This is a genomic window from Ruegeria sp. AF3, assembly GCF_056536285.1.
The window spans coordinates 275,568-297,673 of sequence record NZ_JBQFJM010000002.1; the positions used below are offsets into that span (position 1 = coordinate 275,568).

20 protein-coding genes are annotated in these 22,106 nt (G+C 60.5%); 19 read left to right on the forward strand and 1 reads right to left on the reverse strand.

What is annotated here, in order from left to right:
• The first annotated feature begins 14 nt into the window (after positions 1-14).
• The 19 genes from nosZ (at position 15) to ACR3FC_RS17970 (ending at position 21,584) form a co-directional block, all read left to right on the forward strand.
• The gene (gene nosZ / locus ACR3FC_RS17880; RefSeq protein WP_480477391.1) at positions 15-1,922 is read left to right on the forward strand and encodes a TAT-dependent nitrous-oxide reductase; all 1,908 of its coding nucleotides are present in this window, start codon (positions 15-17) and stop codon (positions 1,920-1,922) included.
• 2 nt (positions 1,923-1,924) lie between these two features.
• Entirely contained in the window at positions 1,925-3,181 is a 1,257-nt protein-coding gene (locus ACR3FC_RS17885) for a nitrous oxide reductase family maturation protein NosD (RefSeq protein WP_480477393.1), read from the forward strand.
• Positions 3,171-4,064: an ABC transporter ATP-binding protein gene (locus tag ACR3FC_RS17890; RefSeq protein ID WP_480477395.1), complete on the forward strand. Its 894-nt coding sequence runs from the start codon at positions 3,171-3,173 to the stop codon at positions 4,062-4,064. Before ACR3FC_RS17885 ends, ACR3FC_RS17890 begins: the two co-directional genes overlap by 11 nt.
• Positions 4,061-4,882, forward strand: a complete 822-nt coding sequence (locus ACR3FC_RS17895) for an ABC transporter permease (RefSeq protein WP_480477397.1) — start codon at positions 4,061-4,063, stop codon at positions 4,880-4,882. The genes ACR3FC_RS17890 and ACR3FC_RS17895 overlap by 4 nt, the downstream gene beginning before the upstream one ends.
• Positions 4,879-5,394: a nitrous oxide reductase accessory protein NosL gene (locus tag ACR3FC_RS17900; protein WP_480477399.1), complete on the forward strand. Its 516-nt coding sequence runs from the start codon at positions 4,879-4,881 to the stop codon at positions 5,392-5,394. The genes ACR3FC_RS17895 and ACR3FC_RS17900 overlap by 4 nt, the downstream gene beginning before the upstream one ends.
• A complete protein-coding gene (locus ACR3FC_RS17905) occupies positions 5,391-6,284 on the forward strand; it encodes an FAD:protein FMN transferase (protein ID WP_480477401.1) in 894 nt (297 codons plus the stop codon). Before ACR3FC_RS17900 ends, ACR3FC_RS17905 begins: the two co-directional genes overlap by 4 nt.
• A gap of 148 nt (positions 6,285-6,432) precedes the next feature.
• Entirely contained in the window at positions 6,433-6,948 is a 516-nt protein-coding gene (gene napF / locus ACR3FC_RS17910) for a ferredoxin-type protein NapF (protein ID WP_480477403.1), read from the forward strand.
• Complete coding sequence (locus tag ACR3FC_RS17915) at positions 6,945-7,238, forward strand: chaperone NapD (RefSeq protein ID WP_480477405.1); 294 nt, start codon at positions 6,945-6,947, stop codon at positions 7,236-7,238. Before napF ends, ACR3FC_RS17915 begins: the two co-directional genes overlap by 4 nt.
• Entirely contained in the window at positions 7,235-9,727 is a 2,493-nt protein-coding gene (gene napA, locus ACR3FC_RS17920; protein ID WP_480477407.1) for a nitrate reductase catalytic subunit NapA, read from the forward strand. Before ACR3FC_RS17915 ends, napA begins: the two co-directional genes overlap by 4 nt.
• A 28-nt stretch (positions 9,728-9,755) precedes the next feature.
• Positions 9,756-10,574 carry a ferredoxin-type protein NapG gene (gene napG, locus ACR3FC_RS17925; protein WP_480477409.1) on the forward strand — a complete coding sequence of 273 codons (819 nt, stop codon included), beginning with the start codon at positions 9,756-9,758 and terminating at the stop codon, positions 10,572-10,574.
• The gene (gene napH / locus ACR3FC_RS17930) at positions 10,571-11,488 is read left to right on the forward strand and encodes a quinol dehydrogenase ferredoxin subunit NapH (protein ID WP_480477411.1); all 918 of its coding nucleotides are present in this window, start codon (positions 10,571-10,573) and stop codon (positions 11,486-11,488) included. The genes napG and napH overlap by 4 nt, the downstream gene beginning before the upstream one ends.
• A 12-nt stretch (positions 11,489-11,500) precedes the next feature.
• Entirely contained in the window at positions 11,501-11,938 is a 438-nt protein-coding gene (locus ACR3FC_RS17935) for a nitrate reductase cytochrome c-type subunit (protein ID WP_480477413.1), read from the forward strand.
• 29 nt (positions 11,939-11,967) lie between these two features.
• Positions 11,968-12,660: a NapC/NirT family cytochrome c gene (locus tag ACR3FC_RS17940; protein WP_480477415.1), complete on the forward strand. Its 693-nt coding sequence runs from the start codon at positions 11,968-11,970 to the stop codon at positions 12,658-12,660.
• Between the two features lie 13 nt (positions 12,661-12,673).
• The gene (locus tag ACR3FC_RS17945) at positions 12,674-12,931 is read left to right on the forward strand and encodes a hypothetical protein (protein ID WP_480477417.1); all 258 of its coding nucleotides are present in this window, start codon (positions 12,674-12,676) and stop codon (positions 12,929-12,931) included.
• A gap of 485 nt (positions 12,932-13,416) precedes the next feature.
• The gene (locus ACR3FC_RS17950; protein WP_480477419.1) at positions 13,417-16,617 is read left to right on the forward strand and encodes an adenylate/guanylate cyclase domain-containing protein; all 3,201 of its coding nucleotides are present in this window, start codon (positions 13,417-13,419) and stop codon (positions 16,615-16,617) included.
• A 52-nt stretch (positions 16,618-16,669) separates the two neighbouring features.
• Positions 16,670-17,554 carry an encapsulin gene (locus ACR3FC_RS17955; protein ID WP_480477421.1) on the forward strand — a complete coding sequence of 295 codons (885 nt, stop codon included), beginning with the start codon at positions 16,670-16,672 and terminating at the stop codon, positions 17,552-17,554.
• A gap of 14 nt (positions 17,555-17,568) precedes the next feature.
• Entirely contained in the window at positions 17,569-18,393 is an 825-nt protein-coding gene (locus ACR3FC_RS17960) for a DUF3237 domain-containing protein (protein WP_480477423.1), read from the forward strand.
• Positions 18,386-20,509, forward strand: a complete 2,124-nt coding sequence (locus ACR3FC_RS17965) for a hydroxysqualene dehydroxylase (RefSeq protein WP_480477425.1) — start codon at positions 18,386-18,388, stop codon at positions 20,507-20,509. Before ACR3FC_RS17960 ends, ACR3FC_RS17965 begins: the two co-directional genes overlap by 8 nt.
• Before the next feature lie 4 nt (positions 20,510-20,513).
• The gene (locus ACR3FC_RS17970) at positions 20,514-21,584 is read left to right on the forward strand and encodes a polyprenyl synthetase family protein (protein ID WP_480477427.1); all 1,071 of its coding nucleotides are present in this window, start codon (positions 20,514-20,516) and stop codon (positions 21,582-21,584) included.
• Here ACR3FC_RS17970 and ACR3FC_RS17975 read toward each other — a convergent pair.
• Positions 21,575-22,045 carry a hypothetical protein gene (locus ACR3FC_RS17975; RefSeq protein WP_480477429.1) on the reverse strand — a complete coding sequence of 157 codons (471 nt, stop codon included), beginning with the start codon at positions 22,043-22,045 and terminating at the stop codon, positions 21,575-21,577. The two genes, ACR3FC_RS17970 and ACR3FC_RS17975, sit on opposite strands and share 10 nt — an antisense overlap.
• Positions 22,046-22,106 lie beyond the last annotated feature (61 nt).

Sequence of the window (22,106 nt, forward strand, 5' to 3'; positions counted from 1 at the left end):
AAGGAGGAACGACCATGTCGGACCAAGAAAACAAACTGAACATCACGCGCCGCGGTATGCTGGGGGCCACTGCCACCGGTGCCGTCATCGCCGGGACCGGTCTGGGATCGACCCTGATGACCGCGAAAGAGGCCAGCGCTGCCGCCAAGCAGCATCTGGAGCCGGGCGAGCTGGACGAATATTACGGCTTCTGGTCGTCGGGCCAGACCGGCGAACTGCGCATTCTAGGCGTGCCGTCCATGCGCGAGCTGATGCGGGTGCCGGTGTTCAACCGCTGCTCGGCCACGGGCTGGGGCCAGACCAACGAGTCGCTGAAGGTTCTGACCGAGGGCCTGCTGCCTGAAACCAAGGAGTTCCTGGCTGCAAACGGCAAGGTCACCTATGACAACGGCGACCTGCACCACCCGCATATGTCGTTCACCGACGGCACATATGATGGCCGTTATCTGTTCATGAACGACAAGGCCAACACCCGCGTGGCCCGTGTGCGCTGTGACGTGATGAAATGCGACAAGATCATCGAGATCCCGAACGCGCATGACATCCACGGCCTGCGTCCGCAGAAATTCCCGCGCACCGGCTATGTCTTTGCCAACGGTGAGCACGAGGCCCCGCTGGTCAATGACGGCCAGATCCTTGATGATCCGTCACAATATGTGAACATCTTTACGGCCATCGACGGCGACACCATGGAAGTTGCATGGCAGGTGATGGTGTCGGGTAACCTCGATAACACCGACTGCGACTATCAGGGCAAATACGCCTTCTCGACCTCGTATAACTCGGAAATGGGTATGAACCTGGCCGAGATGACCGAGAACGAGCTGGACCATGTGGTCGTGTTCAACCTCAAAGGAATCGAAGAGGCCGTAGCGGCCGGGAACTATCAGGAACTGAACGGCGTCAAGGTCGTGGACGGGCGTAAAGAGGCGGGTGGAAACCTGACCCGGTACATCCCGATCCCGAACTCGCCACACGGTGTGAACGCAGCGCCTGACAAGAAACACATCATGATCAACGGCAAGCTGTCGCCGACCGTGTCCGTAATCGATGTGGAAAAGGTCGATGCACTGTTCAGCGAAAACGCCGATCCGCGTTCCGCTGTTGTCGCCGAGCCGCAGCTGGGTCTTGGCCCGCTTCACACGGCGTTCGACGGCAAGGGCAACGCTTATACCACCCTGTTCCTGGACAGCCAGGTGGTGAAGTGGGACATCGCCAAGGCGATCGAGGCCTATGCGGGTGCTGATGTTGACCCGATCATCGACAAGGTCGACGTGCATTACCAGCCGGGCCACAACTCGACCTCGATGGGTGAAACTGCCGAAGCCGATGGCAAGTGGCTGATTTCGATGAATAAATTCTCGAAAGACCGCTTCCTGAACGTAGGCCCGCTGAAGCCCGAAAATGAGCAGCTGATCGATATTTCCGGCGACAAGATGAAGGTGGTCCATGACGGCCCGACCTTTGCCGAGCCGCATGACTCGATCATTGTTCACCGGTCCAAGGTGAACCCGGTGAATGTCTGGGACCGCAACGACCCAATGTGGGAAGAGGCGCGCGCGCAGGCTGCCGCTGACGGCGTCGATCTGGACGAAGGTGCCGAGGAACCGATCCGGGACGGCAACAAGGTGCGGGTCTACATGACCTCGACCGCGCCCGTGTTCAGCATGGAGAAGTTCACCGTCAAACAGGGTGACGAAGTGACCGTTTATGTCACCAACCTGGATGACGTGGACGATGTGACCCACGGCTTCTGCCTGTCGAACTTCGGTATCGCGATGGAAGTTGCACCGCAGGCCACGGCCTCGGTCACGTTCATTGCCGACCGTCCGGGCGTGCACTGGTTCTATTGCCAGTGGTTCTGCCACGCGCTGCACATGGAGATGCGCGGCCGGATGTTTGTTGAGCCGCGGAGCGCATAAACATGCGTTGGCCCCTGCTCATACCGCTCCTGCTCGGCTCGCCCCTTTGGGCGGCGGACTGGGATGTGCCCAACCGGGCGGGGGCCATCAACGAGATACTGGCGCAGGCGGCGGATGGGGACACCCTTCGCCTGAGCCCCGGCGATTACGTCGAGCAGTTGGTTCTGGACCGGCCCGTGACCCTCGACGGGCTGGGACAGGCCACCATCGACGGACAAGGCCAAGGCAGCGTGATCACAGTGACCGGGCCGGGCGTGACCCTGCGCGGGCTTACGGTGATCGGATCAGGCTCGGATCATGACGGGATCGACAGCGGCATCCAGCTGACCAAGACGGCGCGCGCGCCGGTGGTCGAGGATAACGTGCTGCTGGGCAATCTTTACGGCATCGACATACACGGTGCGAAGGACAGCATCGTACGACGCAACCGGATTGAAGGGCGGCAGGATCGCCACATGAACGCGCGTGGCAATGGTGTCTATGTCTGGAACGCGCCGGGTGCGGTGGTTGAAGGCAATGACATCCGCTATGGCCGCGACGGGATCTTTGTGAACTCGTCCAAGAAGAACACCTTTACCGGCAACCTGTTCCGCGATCTGCGGTTTGCCGTTCACTACATGTATGCCGATGACTCGGTCGTCAGCGACAACGTCTCGATCGGCAACGATCTGGGCTATGCGGTGATGTTCACGACCAACGTGCGGGTCGCCAACAATGTCTCGATCGGGGACCGCGAACATGGCGTGATGCTGAATTACGCCAACAAGAGCGTCATCACCGGCAATGTGGTGAAAGGTGCCAAGGAAAAATGCACCTTCCTCTATAACTCGAACAAGAACGAATTCACCGACAACTGGTTTGAGGGATGCGGCATCGGTATCCACTTTACCGCTGGCAGTGAACGCAACCGCATCGTTGGCAATTCATTCATCGGCAACCGGACGCAGGTGAAATACGTCTCGACCAAGTGGGTCGAGTGGTCCGAAGACGGCCGCGGCAACTACTGGTCCGATTTTGCCGCCTATGATGTGGATGGCAACGGCATCGCCGATGTCCCCTATCGACCCAATGACAGTATGGACCATGTGCTGTGGACCCAACCCGCAGCCAAATTGCTGCTCGGCTCGCCTGCCGTACAGCTGGTACGCTGGTCGCAATCGGCCTTCCCGGCACTGTTGCCGGGGGGTGTGATGGACAGCAACCCATTGATGCAAGCCCCTGAACCCCCAGCTATGAAAAAGGTGCCTCATGACGGATAAGGCCCTGTCAATTGACCATGTCAGCAAGAACCGGGGGAAAACCTGCGTTCTTGACGATATCACCCTATCCCTTGCCCCCGGTCAGCGCGTGGCGCTGCTGGGCCATAACGGCGCGGGAAAGTCGACCCTGATCAAGTCCATCCTTGGCCTGACGCCCATTCGGGACGGGGCCATTCGGATCGGGGACGCCACCCCTGGCAGCGCGCAGGCGCGACGGGATACGGCGTATCTGCCCGAGGCGGTCTCGTTTCACCCGGCGTTGACCGGGCGCGAGCAGCTGACACTGTTTGCGAAACTGTCCGGGTCAAAAGCCGATGTGCCCGGCCTGTTGGAGCGCGTTGGTCTGAGCGACGCATTGGATCGCCGGATCGGGGCTTATTCCAAGGGGATGCGGCAACGTCTGGGGCTGGCGCAGGTGCTGCTGGGACAGCCGAAAGTGGCGCTGCTGGATGAGCCGACATCCGGCCTGGACCCGATCTCGCGGCAGGACCTTTATGCCATCATTGATGAATTGGCCGCGCAGGGTACCGCCGTGCTGATTGCCAGCCATGCTTTGACCGAGGTTGAGGCGCGCACCGACCGGATCGCCATCATGCGCAAGGGTCGGATGGTCGCCGATGACACGCTGAACAACCTCTCGGCGCTGGCCGGGCTGCCGATCCGGCTGAAGGTGCGTGCCAGCGCCAATGCGGATGCCCTGGCCGCCGAACTGGGCGGCAACCGGATCAACGGCGCGTCCGTCGAGCTGCTCTGCACACCCGAAGACAAGATGGAGGCCCTGCGCCGGATCGCCGGGTTAGGCGATGCGGTGGCGGATGTGGAAATGACACCGCCCAAGCTGGAGGATCTTTATCGCCACTATGCACAGGAGGAGAGGACATGACCCGCTTCCTTGCCATCACCCGAACTGAAATGCTGATCCTGCGTCGCAACCGCTGGCTGTTGGTTGCCACGCTGATCATGGTGCTGTTCGCCTTGGCGCTGACCTTTGCGGGCAGTGCGCCCACCGGTACATTGGGTGTCGATATGCTGACCGTATCGGTCGCGTCGATGACCACGTTGTCGGTCTATCTTGCGCCTTTGCTGGCGCTGATGATTTCCTTCGATGCCATCGCGGGCGATGTGGACCGGGGCAGCCTGTCGCTGCTGCTGTCCTATCCGGCCGGGCGCGGGGAAATCCTGTTGGGCAAGTTCTGCGCCCATCTGGCCGCGCTGGCCTTTGCCATGACCGTCGGTTTTGGCACCGCAGGTGCGGTAGCCGCGTACTTTGGTGGTGCGGGGCCGGAAAGCCTGATGGCGCTGGTGCGACTTGTCCTGACCTCGATCCTGCTGGGCGCCGTGTTTCTGGCGCTTGGATACCTGCTGTCCGCTTTGGCGAGGGGCGCCACGGCGGCGGCGGGTCTGTCGGCCGGGCTTTGGCTGGTTTTTGTCGTCCTTTATGATCTGGGCCTGTTGGGGGCCGTCGTCATGGACAAGGGCGGCGCCTTCACCCAATCCGTCTTTCCATGGGTGATGGTGGCCAACCCGGCCGACGCTTTCCGTTTGTGGAACATCGCCGCGACCGAGGGTGTTGCTATGGCTTCGGGCATGACCGGGGCCGCACAGGCCCTGCCGGTCTGGGCCGCGCCCGCGTCGCTGCTGATCTGGCCGGTGCTGGGCTTTGCCCTTGCAAGGTTGGCTTTCCGGAGGGTTGAGCCATGAGACGTCTTGCCCTGATCGCATTGCTCGCACTGGCGGCCTGCAAGGAAGAGCTGGCCGAGACCCCCGATCCGGTCGACCTGACACCCGATGCGCTGAGCTATTTCTGCCAGATGAATGTCGCCGAGCATGGCGGCCCCAAGGGGCAGGTTCATCTGGAAGGCTATCCGGCCCCGCTTTTCTTTGCACAGGTGCGGGACATGGTGGCCTATCTGAAAAGCCCCGAGCGCGATGCGGATATCACGGCCATCTATGTCAGCGATATGGGCGTTGCGCCAAGCTGGCGGCAGCCGGGGATTTCGAACTGGATCGCTGCGGATGGTGCGACTTTTGTCGTCGGCGCTGACGTGGCCGGCGGCATGGGCGCGCGCGAAGTGGTGCCTTTTGCCGATCCTGCCGATGCCCAGGTTTTCGCGGATACCTATGGCGGGACCGCGATGCGCCTGCCCGACATTCCTGATGCCGAAGTGCTTGGCCCGGTCGATCTTGATCTGAAGTTGGAGACCCCCGTATGATCGCCCTGTCCCGTCGCCGATTTCTGATCATTTCGGCCGCCTGTGCGGCCTCCCCGGCCATGGCCTTTGACACGCACTGGCGCGGCACCGCCCTTGGGGCTGCGGCCAGCCTGCGGCTGGTTGGGCTGACGGATGCCGAGGCCGCACCGATCATCACCGCCGTCGAGGGTGAGGTGACCCGGCTGGAGGATATCTTCAGCCTGTACCGTCCGCAGTCACAGCTGAGCCGCCTGAACCGCGACGGTGTTTTGACCGAACCCGCGCCTGAGCTATTGAATGTGCTGAGCCTGAGCAGTGCGCTGCATCAGGCATCCGGCGGCGCATTCGACCCCAGCATTCAGCCCCTGTGGTATGCCTTGGCAACAGGCGCTGGCCCCGAAGATCTGGCTGCCGCCCGCGCTGCTGTGGGCTGGGAACGGGTGTCTTTCGATGCCGCGTCGGTGCAACTGCCGGTGCCGGGTCAGTCGGCCCTGACGCTGAACGGTATCGCCCAGGGAGCGATCACGGATCGGATCGCTGCGCTGCTGCGTGGCTTTGGCCTGCGTGATGTTCTGGTCGACATGGGAGAGGTTGCCGCCTTGGGTGTGCGTGGCGACGGCACGCCCTGGAAAGCCGGGTTGGCCGCGCCGGACCAGCGGGTTTTGAAACGGGTCGCGCTGCGTGACCGCGCGGTCGCGACATCATCGTCGCTGGGGACGCAGCTGGGACAGGGTTTGGGCCACATCATCACCCCGGACGGGCCTGCAAACCGGGACAGAACGGTTTCGGTTTCTGCCCCTGACGCGGTGATCGCAGATGGGCTGTCTACTGCGATATGCGCGGCGCCCGAAAGCCAAGTAGCTGAAATCTTGAGATATTTTATCGGAGCCCGTGTCGAGCTGAATGTATGACGCATGGTCGCAAATCTCAGGTGGGTCAGGAAAATTCACCAAGAACATGATATTCGCGAAAAACATGATATAGGTCAATTCGTGCGCTGCTTCGCGCAGTTAGGAAGTAAGGACGCGAACCAATCTATCCACACTCGAGTCGCCAGCCATGAGCCAGTTGACCAGCAGACGCGCTTTTCTGAGCGCACGTATCCTACGGGAGGATCCTGATGCGATCCGACCGCCGGGCGCGGGCGTGACAGGCTTTGCCGATCTGTGCACAGGCTGTGAAGACTGCGCCGGGGCCTGCCCGGAAGACATCATCACATTCGACGACAGCGGCTTTCCGGTTCTGGATCTTTCCGCAGGCGGCTGCACCTTATGCGGTGCATGTGCCGAGGTTTGCCCGACCCCGGCGCTGTTGCCCGAGCGTGTGGCCGAGTGGCCGTGGCGCGCACGGATCGAGGCCGCAAGCTGTCTGTCGATGAACGGGGTGAGCTGCCGCCTGTGCCAGGACACTTGCGAACAGGAAGCCATCCGCTTTCGCCTGCAACTGGGCGGGCGGGCTGAACCGGCGCTTGAAACCGAAACCTGTATCGGATGCGGCACATGTTCTGCCGCGTGCCCTGCCGGGGCCATCACGATGCACCGCCCCGTCCCTTTGCACCCGGAGGTGACCCAATGAATATCTGTGGCTGTCTTGTCCACATCGCCCCCGATCACACCGACGCCGCGCGCGCGGCGATAACCGGCACCGATGGCGTCGAGCTTCATGCGGAGGCCGAGGATGGCCGGTTCGTCGTGGTTGTCGAGGATACAGCCGACCGGCTGGCCTCGGAAACCATCATGGATCTGCACCAGATCCCCGGCGTGATCTCATTGTCGCTGACCTATCACCATTTCGAAGATCCCGCGGAGGCTGCTCCGCGTCCTGATGCTCCAAGCCAACCGTCCAGCAGGAGGCCCATGCAATGACCATCTCTGAATCCCGTCGTACATTCCTGAAAGCGTCCGCAGCGGCTGCCACGGCCTCGGCTGCCGGCATCCCACTGGCCGCTGGTTCGGCCAGCGCTCAGGCCGCCGCGCCTGATATCCGCTGGGACAAGGCCGCCTGCCGGTTCTGCGGTACGGGCTGTTCGGTTCTGGTGGGCACCAAGGATGGCCGCGTAGTCGCAACGCAGGGCGACCCGGATGCGCCGGTCAACCGGGGTCTGAACTGTATCAAGGGCTATTTCCTGTCCAAGATCATGTATGGCAAGGACCGCCTGACCACGCCGCTTTTGCGCAAAACCAACGGCGAATATGACAAGAATGGCGAGTTTGAACCGGTCAGCTGGGACGAAGCCTTTGACGTCATGGCTGCCAAGTGGAAAGAGGCGCTGGCCAAGAAAGGCCCGACCAGCGTGGGCATGTTCGGTTCCGGTCAGTGGACCGTCTGGGAAGGTTATGCGGCGGCCAAGATGATGAAGGCCGGGTTCCGGTCGAACAACATCGACCCCAACGCGCGTCACTGCATGGCGTCGGCCGTGGTCGGCTTTATCCGCACCTTCGGCATCGACGAGCCTATGGGCTGCTATGACGACCTTGAGCACGCGGATACGTTTGTTCTGTGGGGGTCGAACATGGCCGAGATGCACCCGATCCTGTGGTCGCGTCTGACCGATACGCGCCTGACCAAGCCGGGATGCGAAGTGCATGTTCTGTCGACCTTCGAGCACCGCTCGTTCGAGCTGGCCGACAATGGCATGGTGTTCAACCCGCAGACCGATCTGGCGATCCTGAACTATATCGCCAATTACATCATCCAGAATGGCGCGGTGAACGAAGAGTTCGTCAAGAACCACGTCAATATCACCAAAACAGCCACCGATATCGGTTATGGCCTGCGCGACAATCATCCGCTGCAACAAGAGGCCGCGAACCCCAATGTCGGCAAGATGGAACCGATCAGCTTTGAGGAATATGCCGAGGCGGTATCGGAATACACGCTGGAATACACTTCAGAACTGTCCGGTGTTCCGGCGGACAAGCTGGAGCGTCTGGCCCAGCAATATGCCGACCCGAACCGCAAGGTCATGAGCCTGTGGACCATGGGGTTCAACCAGCATACCCGCGGGTCGTGGGTGAACTCGTTGATGTACAACGTGCACCTGCTGGTGGGCAAGATTTCCGAGCCCGGAAACTCGCCCTTCTCGCTGACCGGTCAGCCGTCGGCCTGCGGAACCGCGCGTGAGGTTGGCACCTTTGCCCACCGTCTGCCCGCCGACATGGTTGTCATGAATGACGAGCACCGCAAGATTTGTGAAACCGCCTGGAACGTGCCTGCGGGTACCATTCCGGCCAAGCCCGGCTTTCACGCCGTGCTGCAGCACCGCAAGCTGAAGGATGGCGACCTGAACGCCTATTGGGTGCAGTGCAACAACAACATGCAGGCCGCACCGAACATCAACGAAGAAGGCTATCCCGGGTATCGCAACCCCGAAAACTTCATCACCGTATCAGACCCCTACCCGACCGTCACGGCCGTGTCCGCCGACCTGATCCTGCCTACCGCCATGTGGGTCGAGAAGGAAGGTGCCTATGGCAACGCGGAACGCCGTACCCAGTTCTGGCGGCAGCAGGTCAAGGCACCCGGCGAGGCCAAGTCGGACATGTGGCAGGTGATGGAATTCTCGAAACGCTTTACAGTCGAAGAGGTTTGGGGCGAAGAGTTGCTGGCCACCATGCCAGAGCATCGCGGCAAGACCATGTACGAGGTTCTGTTCGCCAATGGCAGCGTCGACAAGTTCCCGCTGTCGGAAACGGCCGAGGGCTTTGACAACGACGAATCCGAGCATTTCGGGTTCTACGTTCAGAAGGGTCTGTTCGAGGAATATGCCAACTTCGGGCGCGGCCACGCGCACGATCTGGCTCCGTTTGAAACCTATCACCAAGCCCGTGGCCTGCGCTGGCCGGTCGTGGATGGCAAGGAAACGCTGTATCGTTTCCGCGAAGGCTATGACCCTTATGTGCCCGAAGGTGCGGGCGTGAAGTTCTATGGCAAGAAGGATGGCAAGGCGAGCATCATCTTTGCGCCTTACGAACCTGCGGCCGAGGAACCGGATGCCGAATATGATCTGTGGCTGTGCACCGGTCGTGTGCTGGAACACTGGCATTCGGGGTCGATGACACGCCGTGTGCCAGAGCTGCACCGCGCCTACCCGGCGGCTGTGGTTTACATGCATCCGCAGGACGCCAAGGATCGGGATCTGCGCCGGGGTCAGGAGATTGTTCTGTCCACCCGTCGAGGCGAGGTCACCAGCCGGGTTGAGACCCGTGGGCGCAACAAGGTGCCGCGCGGTCTGGTGTTCATGCCGTGGTTTGATGAAGGCCAGCTGACCAACAAGCTGACGCTGGACGCGACCTGCCCGCTGTCGAAAGAGACCGACTTCAAGAAATGCGCCTGCAAGGTCGAGCGCGCATAGGCAACAAGGATCGTACGGGTAAATCCTCATGTCTTTTGCCGACAAACCCCTTTCGCCGCAGCGGCGCCGGTTCCTGCAGGATTCGGCGCGGGCGGCGGGCGGCTGCGTGGTCGCCGGGACGGTGCTGGCCTATCTGGCCCGCGACGCCCGCGCCCTGCCAGCCGAGGCTTTGCGCCCGCCCGGCGCGCTGCCGGAAAAGGAGTTTCTGTCGGCCTGCATCCGCTGTGGATTATGCGTGCGGGATTGCCCATACGATACGCTGAAACTGGCCGAGTTGGGCTTGGACGCGGTGGCGACGGGAACACCCTTTTTCACCGCCCGGGATATTCCCTGTGAGATGTGCGACGACATCCCTTGTGTCGCCGCATGTCCGACCGGGGCACTGGACCCCGCGTTGGACAATATCGACGATGCGAAGATGGGGGTCGCGGTTCTGGTCGATCAGGAGAACTGCCTGAACTTCCTCGGGTTGCGCTGCGATGTCTGTTACCGCGTCTGCCCCGTCATCGACGAGGCGATCACACTGGACACCACGCACAACACCCGGTCGGGCCATCACGCGATGTTCATCCCGACCGTCCACGCCGACCGCTGCACCGGCTGCGGCATGTGCGAGAAAAGCTGTGTTCTGCCCGATGCCGCCATCAAGGTGCTGCCTGCCCGGCTGGCGCGGGGCAGTTCGGCAGAGCATTACCGCAAGGGTTGGGAAGAAAAGGCCGCGAAAGGCGCGCCGGTGGTCGAGGGGATCATCGATCTGCCGGACCGTTTGCCCGGACCGGGCACGGACAATCTGGTCACGCCCGGCGGCTTTGCTCCGGGATATGATCTGCCGGGGGTGGGACAATGAGCGCCCGCACAGATATGCCCACAGGTCACGAGGCCATCGCCAGCAAGGGCTGGATCGGCGCGCATCGCTATCTGCTGCTGCGCCGTGCAAGCCAGCTGTTCTTTCTGGTTCTGTTTCTGCTGGGCCCATGGTTCGGCATCTGGATCGTTCAGGGCACGCTGGCCGGGTCGCTGACGCTGGACGTGCTGCCTTTGACCGATCCGTTCATCCTGTTGCAGAGCATGGTTGCAGGCCACTGGCCTGAGGTGACGGCACTGATCGGCGGGGCGATCGTTCTGGTGATCTACGCGCTGATCGGCGGGCGGGTCTATTGTTCCTGGGTCTGCCCGATCAATCCGGTGACGGATGCGGCCAACTGGCTGCATCGCAAGCTGGACCTGCCGAAGGGCTGGCAACCAAAGCGCGGCACGCGCCTGTGGATTCTGGCAACCGTCCTGCTTGTTTCGGGTCTGAGCGGCATGATCGCGTGGGAACTGATCAACCCGATCACCATGCTGCATCGCGGGCTGGTCTTTGGAATGGGCTTTGTCTGGGCCCTGATCGCCGCCATCTTTGTCTTTGACGTCTTCGTCTCGCGCCACGGATGGTGCGGGCACCTGTGCCCGGTGGGCGCGTTCTATGGCCTGATCGGAGCAAAAAGCCTGCTGCGGATCAGCGCCACAAACCGCGCCGCCTGCGATGACTGCATGGATTGTTACGCGATCTGCCCTGAAAATCAGGTGATCTCGCCCGCGCTGAAGGGCAAACCGGGAAGTACCCCGCTGATCCTGTCACCCGACTGCACGAATTGTGGCCGCTGCATCGATGTCTGCGCGGTCGACGTCTTTACCTTTACTCACCGGTTCGACGACCACGTCGTCCAACCTTTCGATCCAGTTGCCGCGCCCGAGCCGCGCGCCGCCAGACCTATCTAGGGGAGTGCCAAGATGAAAAAATCGATCGTTACAGGCGGAATTGCCCTTCTACCCGTATTATTGCTGAGCGGTTGGGCCGTCGCGCAATCTGCTCAGGTTGAATCCCTGCGCGGTGCGGACGTGGATGAGCCGGTGCCGCTGGACCAGATCCACCGCAATGTCGAAGGGCGGCAGCAGCGCAATTACCGGCAGCAACCGCCATTGATCCCGCATTCGGTTGAACAGTACCAGATCGACATCCGTACCAACCAGTGCCTGTCCTGCCATGACTGGACCAAAGCCGGTGACCGCAACGCACCGACGCTGTCGATGACCCATTATCTGGACCGCGAAGGCCGCGAACTGGATCGGATCGCCGGAACCCGGTATTTCTGCAACCAGTGCCACGTACCGCAGGCCGACGCCCCGCCGCTGGTCGACAACGTGTTCCAGCCCTCCGCCGGCAATTGATCCAACGCAAGACTGAAAGGAGCACCGACATGGCCGACTCCCCTGAAAACCGCGGCTTGCTTGGTCGCCTCTGGAACGCGATCTGGACGCCGACGGTGCTGTTCAGTTCAGGCTTTCTTGTCCTGGCCGGATTTCTGGCCGGTATCCTGTTCTGGGGTGGATTTCACTGGACCCTTGAGCTGACGAATACCGAAGAATTCTGTACTTCGTGCCACACGATGGAAACGAACCTGGGCGAATATCGCGAAACGGTCCATTACAACAACCATTCCGGCGTTCGTGCGATCTGTTCCGACTGCCACGTGCCGGATGAATGGAGCCACAAGATCAAAGCCAAGATCATGGCCGTCAAAGACGTCTATCATGAGCTGGCCGGAACCATCAGCACACCCGAGCAATACGAGGCGCATCGCCTGAGCATGGCTTCGGCCGTGTGGAAGAAGATGAAGGAATCGGACAGCCGTGAATGCCGCAACTGTCATAACTTCGACTACATGGACTTTACCATTCAGGAAACACGGGCCGCGTCGGAACACCAGCGCGCCATTGACACCGGCATGACATGTATCGACTGCCATCAGGGCATCGCGCATAATCTGCCCGCAAACTATCTGGAACAGTACCAGAAAATAAGCGAGGCCGTGGAGGGCGAGGTTCTGCAGGAACATGCATCCGCCTCTGGCGACGACATTCGCGCGTTTCTGAACAACAGCTCGAATTGATGTGGGGACGGACATGCTAGACTTACTTGGAACAATCGGCGCCAATGTCCTGGGCCTGCCCGGCATACTAGGGCTGGCGCTTGGAATGATGACCCGCAAGCTGTGGTTGGGCGCGGCACTGGGGGCCGTTGTCGGCATGCTGGAAACGCTGGTTTTTGCGGGCTTTCAGTTTGCTCATGTGGAAGCGGTGGAACTGGGCATCTCGATTCTGGTCGGGCTTTGCGCGGGCAGCCTTGGCACTGCCATCCGCCTGAAAGGCGCAACCGTCTGAAGAAGACACCGGTTCTGCCCATTTGGTGGAACCGGTATCCTGCCGGGTCACGTTTCCAGCGCCAAAGCGGGTGCTTGTGTCGCACGCGACGCGACTATTGACGTAGGGGAAGCGGTTAAGGCGCGCGGCAGTGTCGAAAATCGGCAGGATCTGATTTTCGCATTTCCACAACTTCGATAAAAGCGCACGAGGCCCTAGCGCCTATGGGAAAACACCCTTCCCCATTACGCGCGGCAAGGCAGCATGCCGGGCCCAGTTTTGCGCGTGAAAAATCAATATGAAACTGAAAGCCAATGATTTGACACGAAAAACTCAAAGTGGAGTGGAATTTCAACCCTACATCTGTCACAGCAGATAACAAGTTAACAATGGTGTCCCTGCGTCATGTGGATTGAACGTAAATTCCTCTCTATTTTTGCTTATACAAATACAATATGTTTTGAGGGGAGTAAGGGGAGAAGGAAAATGGGCGGGGGCGCAGAACGATGACGGGGGTCCTTGAGGCATCGCCGCGTATCTCAAAAGTTCTTCGACTGGCTGATCTGGAAAACCATGCCACCCTGTTTCGGCAGGAAGGCGTGGATGATGATATTCTGGACGAGTTGACAGATCCCGAACTGCGCGATCTGGGGCTAACGGTTGGCGAAAGAAAGCGGTTTCGCAAGGCGCAGGCCCGTCTGAAATCTGAGGAGGCATCGACCCGGCAGGAGCTTAGGTCCGAAGCCGAGCGGCGACAGCTTACGCTGGTTTTCTGCGATCTCGTGGGGTCCACGCAGCTGGCCCAGCGGTATGACCCGGAAGACCTGATGCAGATCATGAACCTGTATCTGGATACGGCGATCGGCACCCTGAAACAGCATGGCTGTCACCTGGCCTACAGGCAGGGTGACGGGATCATGGTCTATTTCGGATATCCAAAAGCCATGGAGGACGATGCCGAACGCGCCGTTCGCGCCGTGCTGGAGACCATTGAAGCCGTACAAAACCTTGAAAACAGGTTTGGCGAAAAGCTGGATCTGCGGGCGGGAATTGCCACCGGTATGGTCGTTGTGGGGGTGGTCTCGTCAACAAGTCTTGGGTCGCAGGACTTTCTGGTCGGTGAAACCGCGAACCTCGCATCCCGCCTGCAAGGTCTGGCCGAGCCGGGCGAGGTGGTCGTCTCCGCAGAGACGTGGCGGTTGACACAGGGCGCCTTCGAATTCGAGCCCCGTGGCAGCCACAACCTGAAAGGATTTGACAATCAGCGCACGGTCTATCGCGCCATTTCCGAAAGCGTCGCGGCCAGCCGGTTCGATGCGCGTGTCGGACAGTCAGCTGTTGATCTTGTCGCCCGGGGCGACGATCTTTCAGTCCTGACGCAGCTTTGGAAAGATGCACAGGCGGGGTCCGGCAGGTTTGCGTTTGTCGGCGGCGCTGCAGGCATTGGCAAGTCGCGGCTGATCAAGTCCCTGTCTGAAACAATTGGCGTCAAACCCTTTACGTTGCAGTGTATTCCGCATCTGGCCAGCCTTCCGCTTCATCCGATCGTGGGAGAGTTGAGGCGGGTTTCAGGAGACAAGTCCGATGATAGCATCCGAGGCGCGATTTCCGACTTTGTTCAGGCCGCCTCTCGTCTGAGCGACGCGGATTTGCCTGTTCTTCTGGATATGGCCGGGGTCGAAACGGGCGCAGCGCCGGATCCGGACCCCCTGAAGAAGGCCCGCAAGTCGCTGGACGTGTTGTTGCGCAGCATTGGCAGCCTGTGCGACAGGCGCGGCACCTTGCTGCTGGTGGTGGAGGACGTGCACTGGGCTGACGCAACCACGCTGGACGTGCTGGAGGCGCTGGCATCAGGACTGGACGGGTTCCCGATACTGGTGGTCCTGTCGCATCGCCCTGAATATGAGCCGCCAGAACATTACGAAGGCCGCGCGGCGCGCATCGATCTGACGCCTCTGGCCAGCAGTGAAGCCTCGGAACTGGTCCGGCGCGTGGCTGAGCCGTACAGTTTGCCGGTCATCCTGATCAGGCAGATTGTCGAGAAAGCCGATGGCGTGCCGCTTTACATCGAAGAGATGACCAAGGCGGTTCTGGACCAGCTGCCGCAAGATGCGCCGATCAACGCCGAGGTTCTGGATGCCCTGAGTATCCCCGCAACCCTTCAGGATTCGTTGATGTCGCGTCTTGACCGGATGGAAAACGCCAAGCCCATTGCGCAGCTTGGGTCTGTTATCGGGCGCAGTTTCACCTCGGCGATGATCCAGGCGGTGGCGCAGGAAGACATGGATGTGGAAAGCGCGCTGATGCAGCTGATGGCGGCTGGCGTTGTGCTGATCACGGGCGAAGCCGGAACGGCCACCTATACGTTCAACCACGCGCTGGTTCAGGATACGGCCTATAACTCGCTGCTGCGCGAAGACCGGCAGAAGGTTCACCTGAAAATCGCACGGGCCTTGCTGGCCGGACATAACGCATTCGGAAGCCCCGCCCCCGATACCGTGGCGCATCACTGTGACCATGGCGGGTTGAAGGATGAGGCGGTGTCCAACTGGTTTACGGCAGGCGAACAAGCCCTGTCGCGGTTGGCGAACCTGCCTGCGATCTCGGCCTTTCGCGCGGCCCTGCGCAATATCGGAACGATGCCCGCCAATGCCGAGCGTGACGGGTTCGAGCTTCGGGTGCAGATGAATATCCTGCCGGCTTACATGGCGATTTATGGATGGTCCTCCGATCAGGTCGGAGAGACAGCCGCCCGCGCGATGGAGCTTGCCCATGCCTTGGGCGATGGCGAAACCCTTTTTGCGGCCACCTTCTGCCGCTGGACCAATTTCTTTGTCGCGGGCCAGATGAACCGCGCAATGGAGATGGGACAAGCCCTGGACGCGATGGCCGGTATGAGCGGCGACACTGTTCCCAACGTGCTGGCAGCCCGCGCGCTGAGCTTTACGCATTACTTCCGTGGGGAATTTGCGGATTGCGAGCAGCAGCTTGACCGTGCCTTTGCCCTGATCACGCCCGAGCTGGACATGGCCATGATGCCAATGACCCAGTCCTCGACCACGGCGTCATTGCTGGCCATTCAGGGGTGCCTGCTGTGGCAGCAGGGCAAGTTCGATGAGGCGGAGGCCGCACGTCTGAAAGCCATCGACGTCAGCCGGGCATTGAACCACGCACCCAACCTTGTCTACATCATGGGCGCGTGCAGCATGTTCCTGCCCTACGCAGGCGAATGGGACCGGCTGGACGTGACCATGAAGGAAGCCCGCAAGATCGCCGACGAGGAAGGGTTCCTGTATCTTCACGCCATGCAGGATATCTACATGGGTCTTGCGCAGGCGGGAAAAGGCGACATCGAGGGCGTTCCGGCCCATATCGAAGCGTGCATGAACCTGATCTCAAAGTCTGGTGGAAACTTTACTTTTCCGCAGAATCAGATTGTTCTGTCTGAGTTGATGATCGATCAGGGGGATATTGATCAGGCCCTGGACCGGCTGGAAACCGTGTGTACCCCCGGTTGGGAACGAGGAGAAACGCTGAACAAACCGGAATATCACCGCGTGCGGGCCAAGGCCTTTGCTGCCAAGGGTGATCGGGACAGCGCGATTGCCGAGGTTGAACTGGCATTGGCGCTTGCCCGCGAATGTGGTGCCGTTGTTCAGGAACAACGCGCCGGGGCACTACTGGACAGTTTGACGAAAGCCGAATGAACGAGACGGACTGCCCGGCCAAACAGGGCAGCATCACCAAGAGGGATTTACAATGACCGATGCATTGGATTGGAACACCGAACAGTGGAATGCCGTTAACAAGGCCGTCCATGATGAGGCGCTGCGCGCGCGGGTGGCTGCGAGTTTTCTGCCGCTTTATGGGCCGCTGCCAGCGGACACGCAATCTGTTCCCCTGAACAAGCTGGGTCTGATTGACAACGCGTCAGGCGCGGCCAAACGTCTGGAAGTAAATGATTATGACACCCTGCGGCTGACGACGGTTTCCGTCAACGTCTACCTGAAAGGCGCGCAGGTGGCTGATCCGGAACTGGCCGCGGCCATGATCATGTTCCGCCGGGCCGCCGCCGTCGTGGCCAAGGTTGAGGATGACATCATTTTCAACGGCCAGCCGGGCACCGGCGAAGCGCCCAGACATGCCGGTGGCGCACCTGCCGATCTGCCGCCGATCTACACCGTCAGCGGGGGCGGTAAATATCCGGGGCTGTTGGAGGCTGGCGAAGGTCAGTCCATATCGATCAACGGGAAGAAAAAGCCCTGTTCCGGCCCCGAGGTTTTCGAGGCCGTGGTCGCGGGCATCAATAAACTGGAAGCGCACGGATACCTTGGGCCTTTTGCCTGCGTGATGGGCAATGGGCTGTTTCAGGCCGTGACCACGCCGATTGAGAACTCGATGGTGCTGCCGCGTGACAGTATTCTTCCGTTCCTTGACGGCCCGCTGCTGCGATCGGGCACCCTGCCCGCAAACAAGGCTGCACTTGTATCGCTGCAAGGTGCGCCGGTCGAGATTGTCGTGCCTTCGGATATCGCGGTGAAATATCTGCAAACCTCGTCTGACGGCGAACATATCTTCCGCGTTCAGCAGAAATTCCATCTGAGGATCAAGGAAGCACAGGCGATCTGCACCATCACGTGCTGACCGGAGATCTGGTCATGGGGGAGTTTACAGACCGGGGCGTGACATTGCGTTGGTCCGAGCTGATCAACGAAAATGGGCTTAATCGGGTGCTGATCGAAGCCGGACCCGCCGTGTCTTCGCATGACGTGGTGCGCGTGATCTGTTCCGAAGATGGCGGCCCCGAGCGCGCCATTCGCGGCTGGCCCTTGCAATGCGACCCCAAGACCGGGTTTCAGCGGTTTGCAGCCATGCTGCCATCTGTGACCCAGGAAAAGACATTGACCTGGCGACCGGTGCTGACGACCGGTGGTCGCGAATATGATCCCGGCCGCGGAAAGGCCCCCGAACCTGCGCCGCCACGCCCGGCAAAGGCAATCACGCAAGTGCCCGCGCTGGAACATGTGGGCAGGTTTGTGGTGCCGTTCAACGACGAGTTCTATCCTTCGGGTGAAACGCCCGACGGTATCTGGCTGCATTTCGGGATCAAAAACGGCGGAACGGTTGACGGGCCTCATCTGAAGGGGACGATCGATCCGCTGGGGGGCGACTGGATGCGCGTGCGGTCCGACGGTGTGGGGCTTTTGCACGCCCGAGCGCTTATTCAACCGGTTGAAGGAGGCGCGCCGATCCTGTTTGAAGATACCGGCGTGTGTGACTTTGGGCCGGATGGGTATGCGGGGCTGGCGAAGGGCAATCTGCCCGCCTCGGCCCCGGTCCGGCTGGCACCGCGATACCTGACATCAAACCCGAATTATGCCTGGATGAACAGGTTGCAGGGTTTCGGCGTCGGGGAAGCAAGCCTGTCCGATATCACCCTGCGCTTTGACGTCTATTCCGCGAAAGGAACATCCGATGGCTGAAAAGGTTGTCATACTGGGCGGTGGCGTGGCCGGAATGAGCGCCGCGCATGAGCTGATCGAGCGCGGGTACGAGGTCGAGATTCACGAGCGCCAGCTGATCCCCGGCGGCAAGGCACGCAGCATCCCCGTGATGAAGGGCGAAGGCGATCACGGGTCCAAGGCGAAACACATCAAGGCGCTTGAAAAATGGGCCGAGATGGACGGTGCCAGTTATCCCCCCGGTGTGAAACGCCCCTGGCTGCCCGGCGAGCACGGGTTCCGGTTCTTTCCGAATTTCTACCGCCATATCACCGATACGATGGCACGCACGCCCTATTATGGCAAAGGCACCTGTTACGATAATCTGGTATCCACCACTCAGGTTCTGGTCAGCCAGTTCGATGACCCAGGCATCATCGTTCCCGAACGGTTTCCCCGCACGCTGAAAGACGTGGCCGACGTGCTCAAGACGGTTGCATTCACGCTCTCGCCACGGGACCAGATTGCCTATGAGGATGTCGAACATTTCATCGCCTGCATGTGGCGCATCGCGACATCCTGCAAGGAGCGCCGGTTCGATGAATATGAACGCATCGGGTGGTGGGATTTCATCGGTGCCGAGCAGCGCTCGGAAGCGTATCAGAAGTTTCTGGCCATTGGCCTGACCCGTTCGCTGGTGGCCGCGAAGGCGACAACTGCCAGTACAAAGACCGTGGGCGACATTGCGGTTCAACTTCAGCTGGGTATCGCGACGCCCGAGCCACATGGCAACCGGTTGTTGAACGGCCCCACCAACCTTGTCTGGATACAGCCGTGGCTGGATTACCTCAAAAGCAAGGGGGTCGTGTACAAGTTCAACTCAAAGGTCACGGGCATCGACTGCCAGGATGGCCGCATCGTCAGCGCGACGGTTGAACAGGATGGCGAAGAAAAGCAGGTCATCGGGGATTGGTTCATCAGTGCGATGCCGATCGAACGGATCGCGCCGCTGATCACCCCTGCGATGACGGCAATCGACCCGTCTCTGGCCAAGCTGCCCCTGCTGGCCGAAGACGTGCAATGGATGAACGGAATTCAGTTCTACCTGACCAAGGATGTTGAACTGACCCATGGCCATGTCATTTTCATTGACAGCCCCTGGGCCCTGACCGCGGTTTCACAAAAGCAGTTCTGGTCGGCCATCAACTTTGAAAACTGGGCAGAAGGCAAGACCAAGGGCCTGCTTTCAATAGATATCTCGGAATGGGACAAGCCGGGGCTGAACGGAAAAACCGCGCGTGATTGTAGCCGCGAGGAGATTGCGCACGAGGTTTGGGAACAGCTCAAGCGCAGCGTCAACGTGGATGGCCAGACCGTCCTGCGCGACGAGGACATGCATTACTGGTTCCTTGATCCGGATATTGTGCAGGATCCCAACGACCCCAAGCGCCAAACCAATGTGGAGCCGCTGTTGGTCAACCGCATCAACAGCTGGCGGTTGCGCCCTGAGGCGGCCACGTTGATCCCGAATTTCATGCTGGCATCGGATTATGTGCGCACCTACACCGACCTTGCCACCATGGAAGGGGCAAACGAAGCGGCACGCCGGGCGGTCAACGCCATCCTGCAACGCGGCGGATCAAAAGCTGAGCCCTGCCAGATCTGGGACCTGCACGAGCCGGATATCCTGAAACCGCTGCGCGCCTATGATTTTGCCCGTTATCAGGCCGGCCTGCCCTGGGACAACCGGTTTGCGGTTGCGGTCGAAGCCGCGCTGAGGATGGGACAGGATGCAGTGGGTGTTGAGCGTGGCGGCGAAGGGCCGCTTGCCGTCATTGCGAAACCGGTTACGGAATATTCAAAACCCGGCGGGATTACCGAAGACCCTGCGATTGCGGACGCGTTGCGCATGATTTGCCCTCCGAAAGAGCTGTTTGACCTTATGGTGGCCTACGAGCCGACCGCTGATCTTCCGATCCCGGGAGAGGAGATTGCAGAGGATGTTGCCTTTGATCTGGGCCGGGACAGCGGCCAGTCGGGGGTGTTGTCCAAAGCCTTGCCGCTGACGGATTCTCCTTTGTCCGCAACCGGAACCAACCTTGCCGAAACGGGCAGGAACGAGACCAAAACCCGTGTGATCATCACCCAGAAGGGATGACCCTGTGGCCACTGGCACAGCACATCTGGATCCTGCGGCACAGCAGGATTTTCTGAAAACGCTGACCTCATACGGGGATCGCGCCCGAGAGACGCTTTTGCAGCTGTTGCCGACGGGCGAGCCGCAGGCTTATCTGTACGGGCCGATGCGGGATTACATCGAAACCTCGGGCAAGGGGTTGCGGCCCGCGCTGTTGCTGGCCACCTGCGAGGCTTTCGGCGGTGACAGCGAAAACGCACGGGTGTCTGCCGCCGTTCTTGAACTGCTGCACAACGCGTTTCTGATCCATGACGATATCGAGGATCAAAGCGATTTCAGGCGCGGGCGCGCGTGTATGCACAAGCGTCTTGGGGTCCCTTTGGCCATCAATACCGGTGACGGGATGCAATCGCTGGCCCTGCGCCTGTTGCGCCAGAACCTTGGGCCACTTGGCCCTGAAACCGGCATGCGCGTGGTGGACGAGTTTGATCATCTGTTGCAGCAGTCCATTGAAGGTCAGGCACTGGAGCTTGGCTGGATACGGGACAACCGGCTGAACGTGGATGCATCGGATTATCTGATGATGTGTCTGAAAAAGACCTGTTGGTACAGCTTCATTCACCCCATGCGCATCGGGGCGCTGATTGCCCGACCGCATGATGTCGCGTCCGGGGTGTTGAACCTGGACGATTTCAACGCGTTTGGGTTTTTTCTGGGCGCCGCGTTTCAGATACAGGATGACGTTCTGAACCTCGTGGGCTCGCAGGACAAATATGGCAAAGAGATCGGCGGGGACATTTACGAAGGCAAACGCACGCTGATGCTGGGTCGGCTTAGCTTGCAGGCGGACGAGCCCGAAAAAGCACGCCTGTCGGATATGCTGTCAAACCCGCGCGACAGCCGCTCGACGCAGGATGTGGGCTGGGTTCTGGATCGCATGGATCACTATGGCTGCATCAGATATGCGCAGGACGCGGCCAATGACTTGCTGGCCTCGGCCCGTCAGGAGTTTGCGCAGGTTTTTGCGGCCACCGAAGAAGTACCCCGCGCGTTTCTGGGCCATTTCATGGACTACCTCGTAACCCGTCAGGTTTGAGCGTTCGCGACCTCATACATCACGAGGATCGAAGTTTGCACTGTACCCGTGCAGGCAATCCGGCCGTGATATTCGCCGGGATCGGCAAGGTCCGGCACGGTTACAATGACGGCAACATCCGTTGACTCGCCGGGGTTTAGCTGGATTTGCGGGGGGACAACATTAACCCGGTTTGCCGGAAGAGTGTCGCCGTTCCGGTTGATCAGGTCACCCGGTTCGAACTGTAATGCGACAGGCCCGCCACCGTTTGGTGCGTCAAAGGACAGCAATATGGTCGCGGTGCCGCCGGGGTGGCAAGTTTTGCGGCACGCAAATGGCCCCTCAAGCGGCTGTTTCGTGCCCCGTTCAGCCCCAAGCACGCGGCGTGCGATATCCGAGATCGGTTGCGCGTCCGGCTGCGGAGCGATCGGGCTGACCGGAAGCGGCGTGCTAACGTATGGTTTTCGTTCGAAATAAGGCATACCCAACTGTGCACCTGTGGCGCGGATCAGTAAATGGGAAATTTACCGGATCCGCGCGACA

Bases quoted from the DNA above. Each gene is read 5' to 3' on its own strand.
- ACR3FC_RS17940 (WP_480477415.1), top strand. From the start codon at position 11,968: ATGGCCGACTCCCCTGAAAACCGCGGCTTGCTTGGTCGCCTCTGGAAC.
- napG (WP_480477409.1), top strand. From the start codon at position 9,756: ATGTCTTTTGCCGACAAACCCCTTTCGCCGCAGCGGCGCCGGTTCCTG.
- ACR3FC_RS17955 (WP_480477421.1), top strand. From the start codon at position 16,670: ATGACCGATGCATTGGATTGGAACACCGAACAGTGGAATGCCGTTAAC.
- ACR3FC_RS17890 (WP_480477395.1), top strand. From the start codon at position 3,171: ATGACGGATAAGGCCCTGTCAATTGACCATGTCAGCAAGAACCGGGGG.
- napA (WP_480477407.1), top strand. From the start codon at position 7,235: ATGACCATCTCTGAATCCCGTCGTACATTCCTGAAAGCGTCCGCAGCG.
- ACR3FC_RS17900 (WP_480477399.1), top strand. From the start codon at position 4,879: ATGAGACGTCTTGCCCTGATCGCATTGCTCGCACTGGCGGCCTGCAAG.
- ACR3FC_RS17885 (WP_480477393.1), top strand. From the start codon at position 1,925: ATGCGTTGGCCCCTGCTCATACCGCTCCTGCTCGGCTCGCCCCTTTGG.
- ACR3FC_RS17965 (WP_480477425.1), top strand. From the start codon at position 18,386: ATGGCTGAAAAGGTTGTCATACTGGGCGGTGGCGTGGCCGGAATGAGC.
- ACR3FC_RS17895 (WP_480477397.1), top strand. From the start codon at position 4,061: ATGACCCGCTTCCTTGCCATCACCCGAACTGAAATGCTGATCCTGCGT.
- ACR3FC_RS17975 (WP_480477429.1), bottom strand. From the start codon at position 22,045: ATGCCTTATTTCGAACGAAAACCATACGTTAGCACGCCGCTTCCGGTC.
- ACR3FC_RS17960 (WP_480477423.1), top strand. From the start codon at position 17,569: ATGGGGGAGTTTACAGACCGGGGCGTGACATTGCGTTGGTCCGAGCTG.
- nosZ (WP_480477391.1), top strand. From the start codon at position 15: ATGTCGGACCAAGAAAACAAACTGAACATCACGCGCCGCGGTATGCTG.
- napF (WP_480477403.1), top strand. From the start codon at position 6,433: ATGAGCCAGTTGACCAGCAGACGCGCTTTTCTGAGCGCACGTATCCTA.
- ACR3FC_RS17945 (WP_480477417.1), top strand. From the start codon at position 12,674: ATGCTAGACTTACTTGGAACAATCGGCGCCAATGTCCTGGGCCTGCCC.
- napH (WP_480477411.1), top strand. From the start codon at position 10,571: ATGAGCGCCCGCACAGATATGCCCACAGGTCACGAGGCCATCGCCAGC.
- ACR3FC_RS17935 (WP_480477413.1), top strand. From the start codon at position 11,501: ATGAAAAAATCGATCGTTACAGGCGGAATTGCCCTTCTACCCGTATTA.
- ACR3FC_RS17915 (WP_480477405.1), top strand. From the start codon at position 6,945: ATGAATATCTGTGGCTGTCTTGTCCACATCGCCCCCGATCACACCGAC.
- ACR3FC_RS17950 (WP_480477419.1), top strand. From the start codon at position 13,417: ATGACGGGGGTCCTTGAGGCATCGCCGCGTATCTCAAAAGTTCTTCGA.
- ACR3FC_RS17905 (WP_480477401.1), top strand. From the start codon at position 5,391: ATGATCGCCCTGTCCCGTCGCCGATTTCTGATCATTTCGGCCGCCTGT.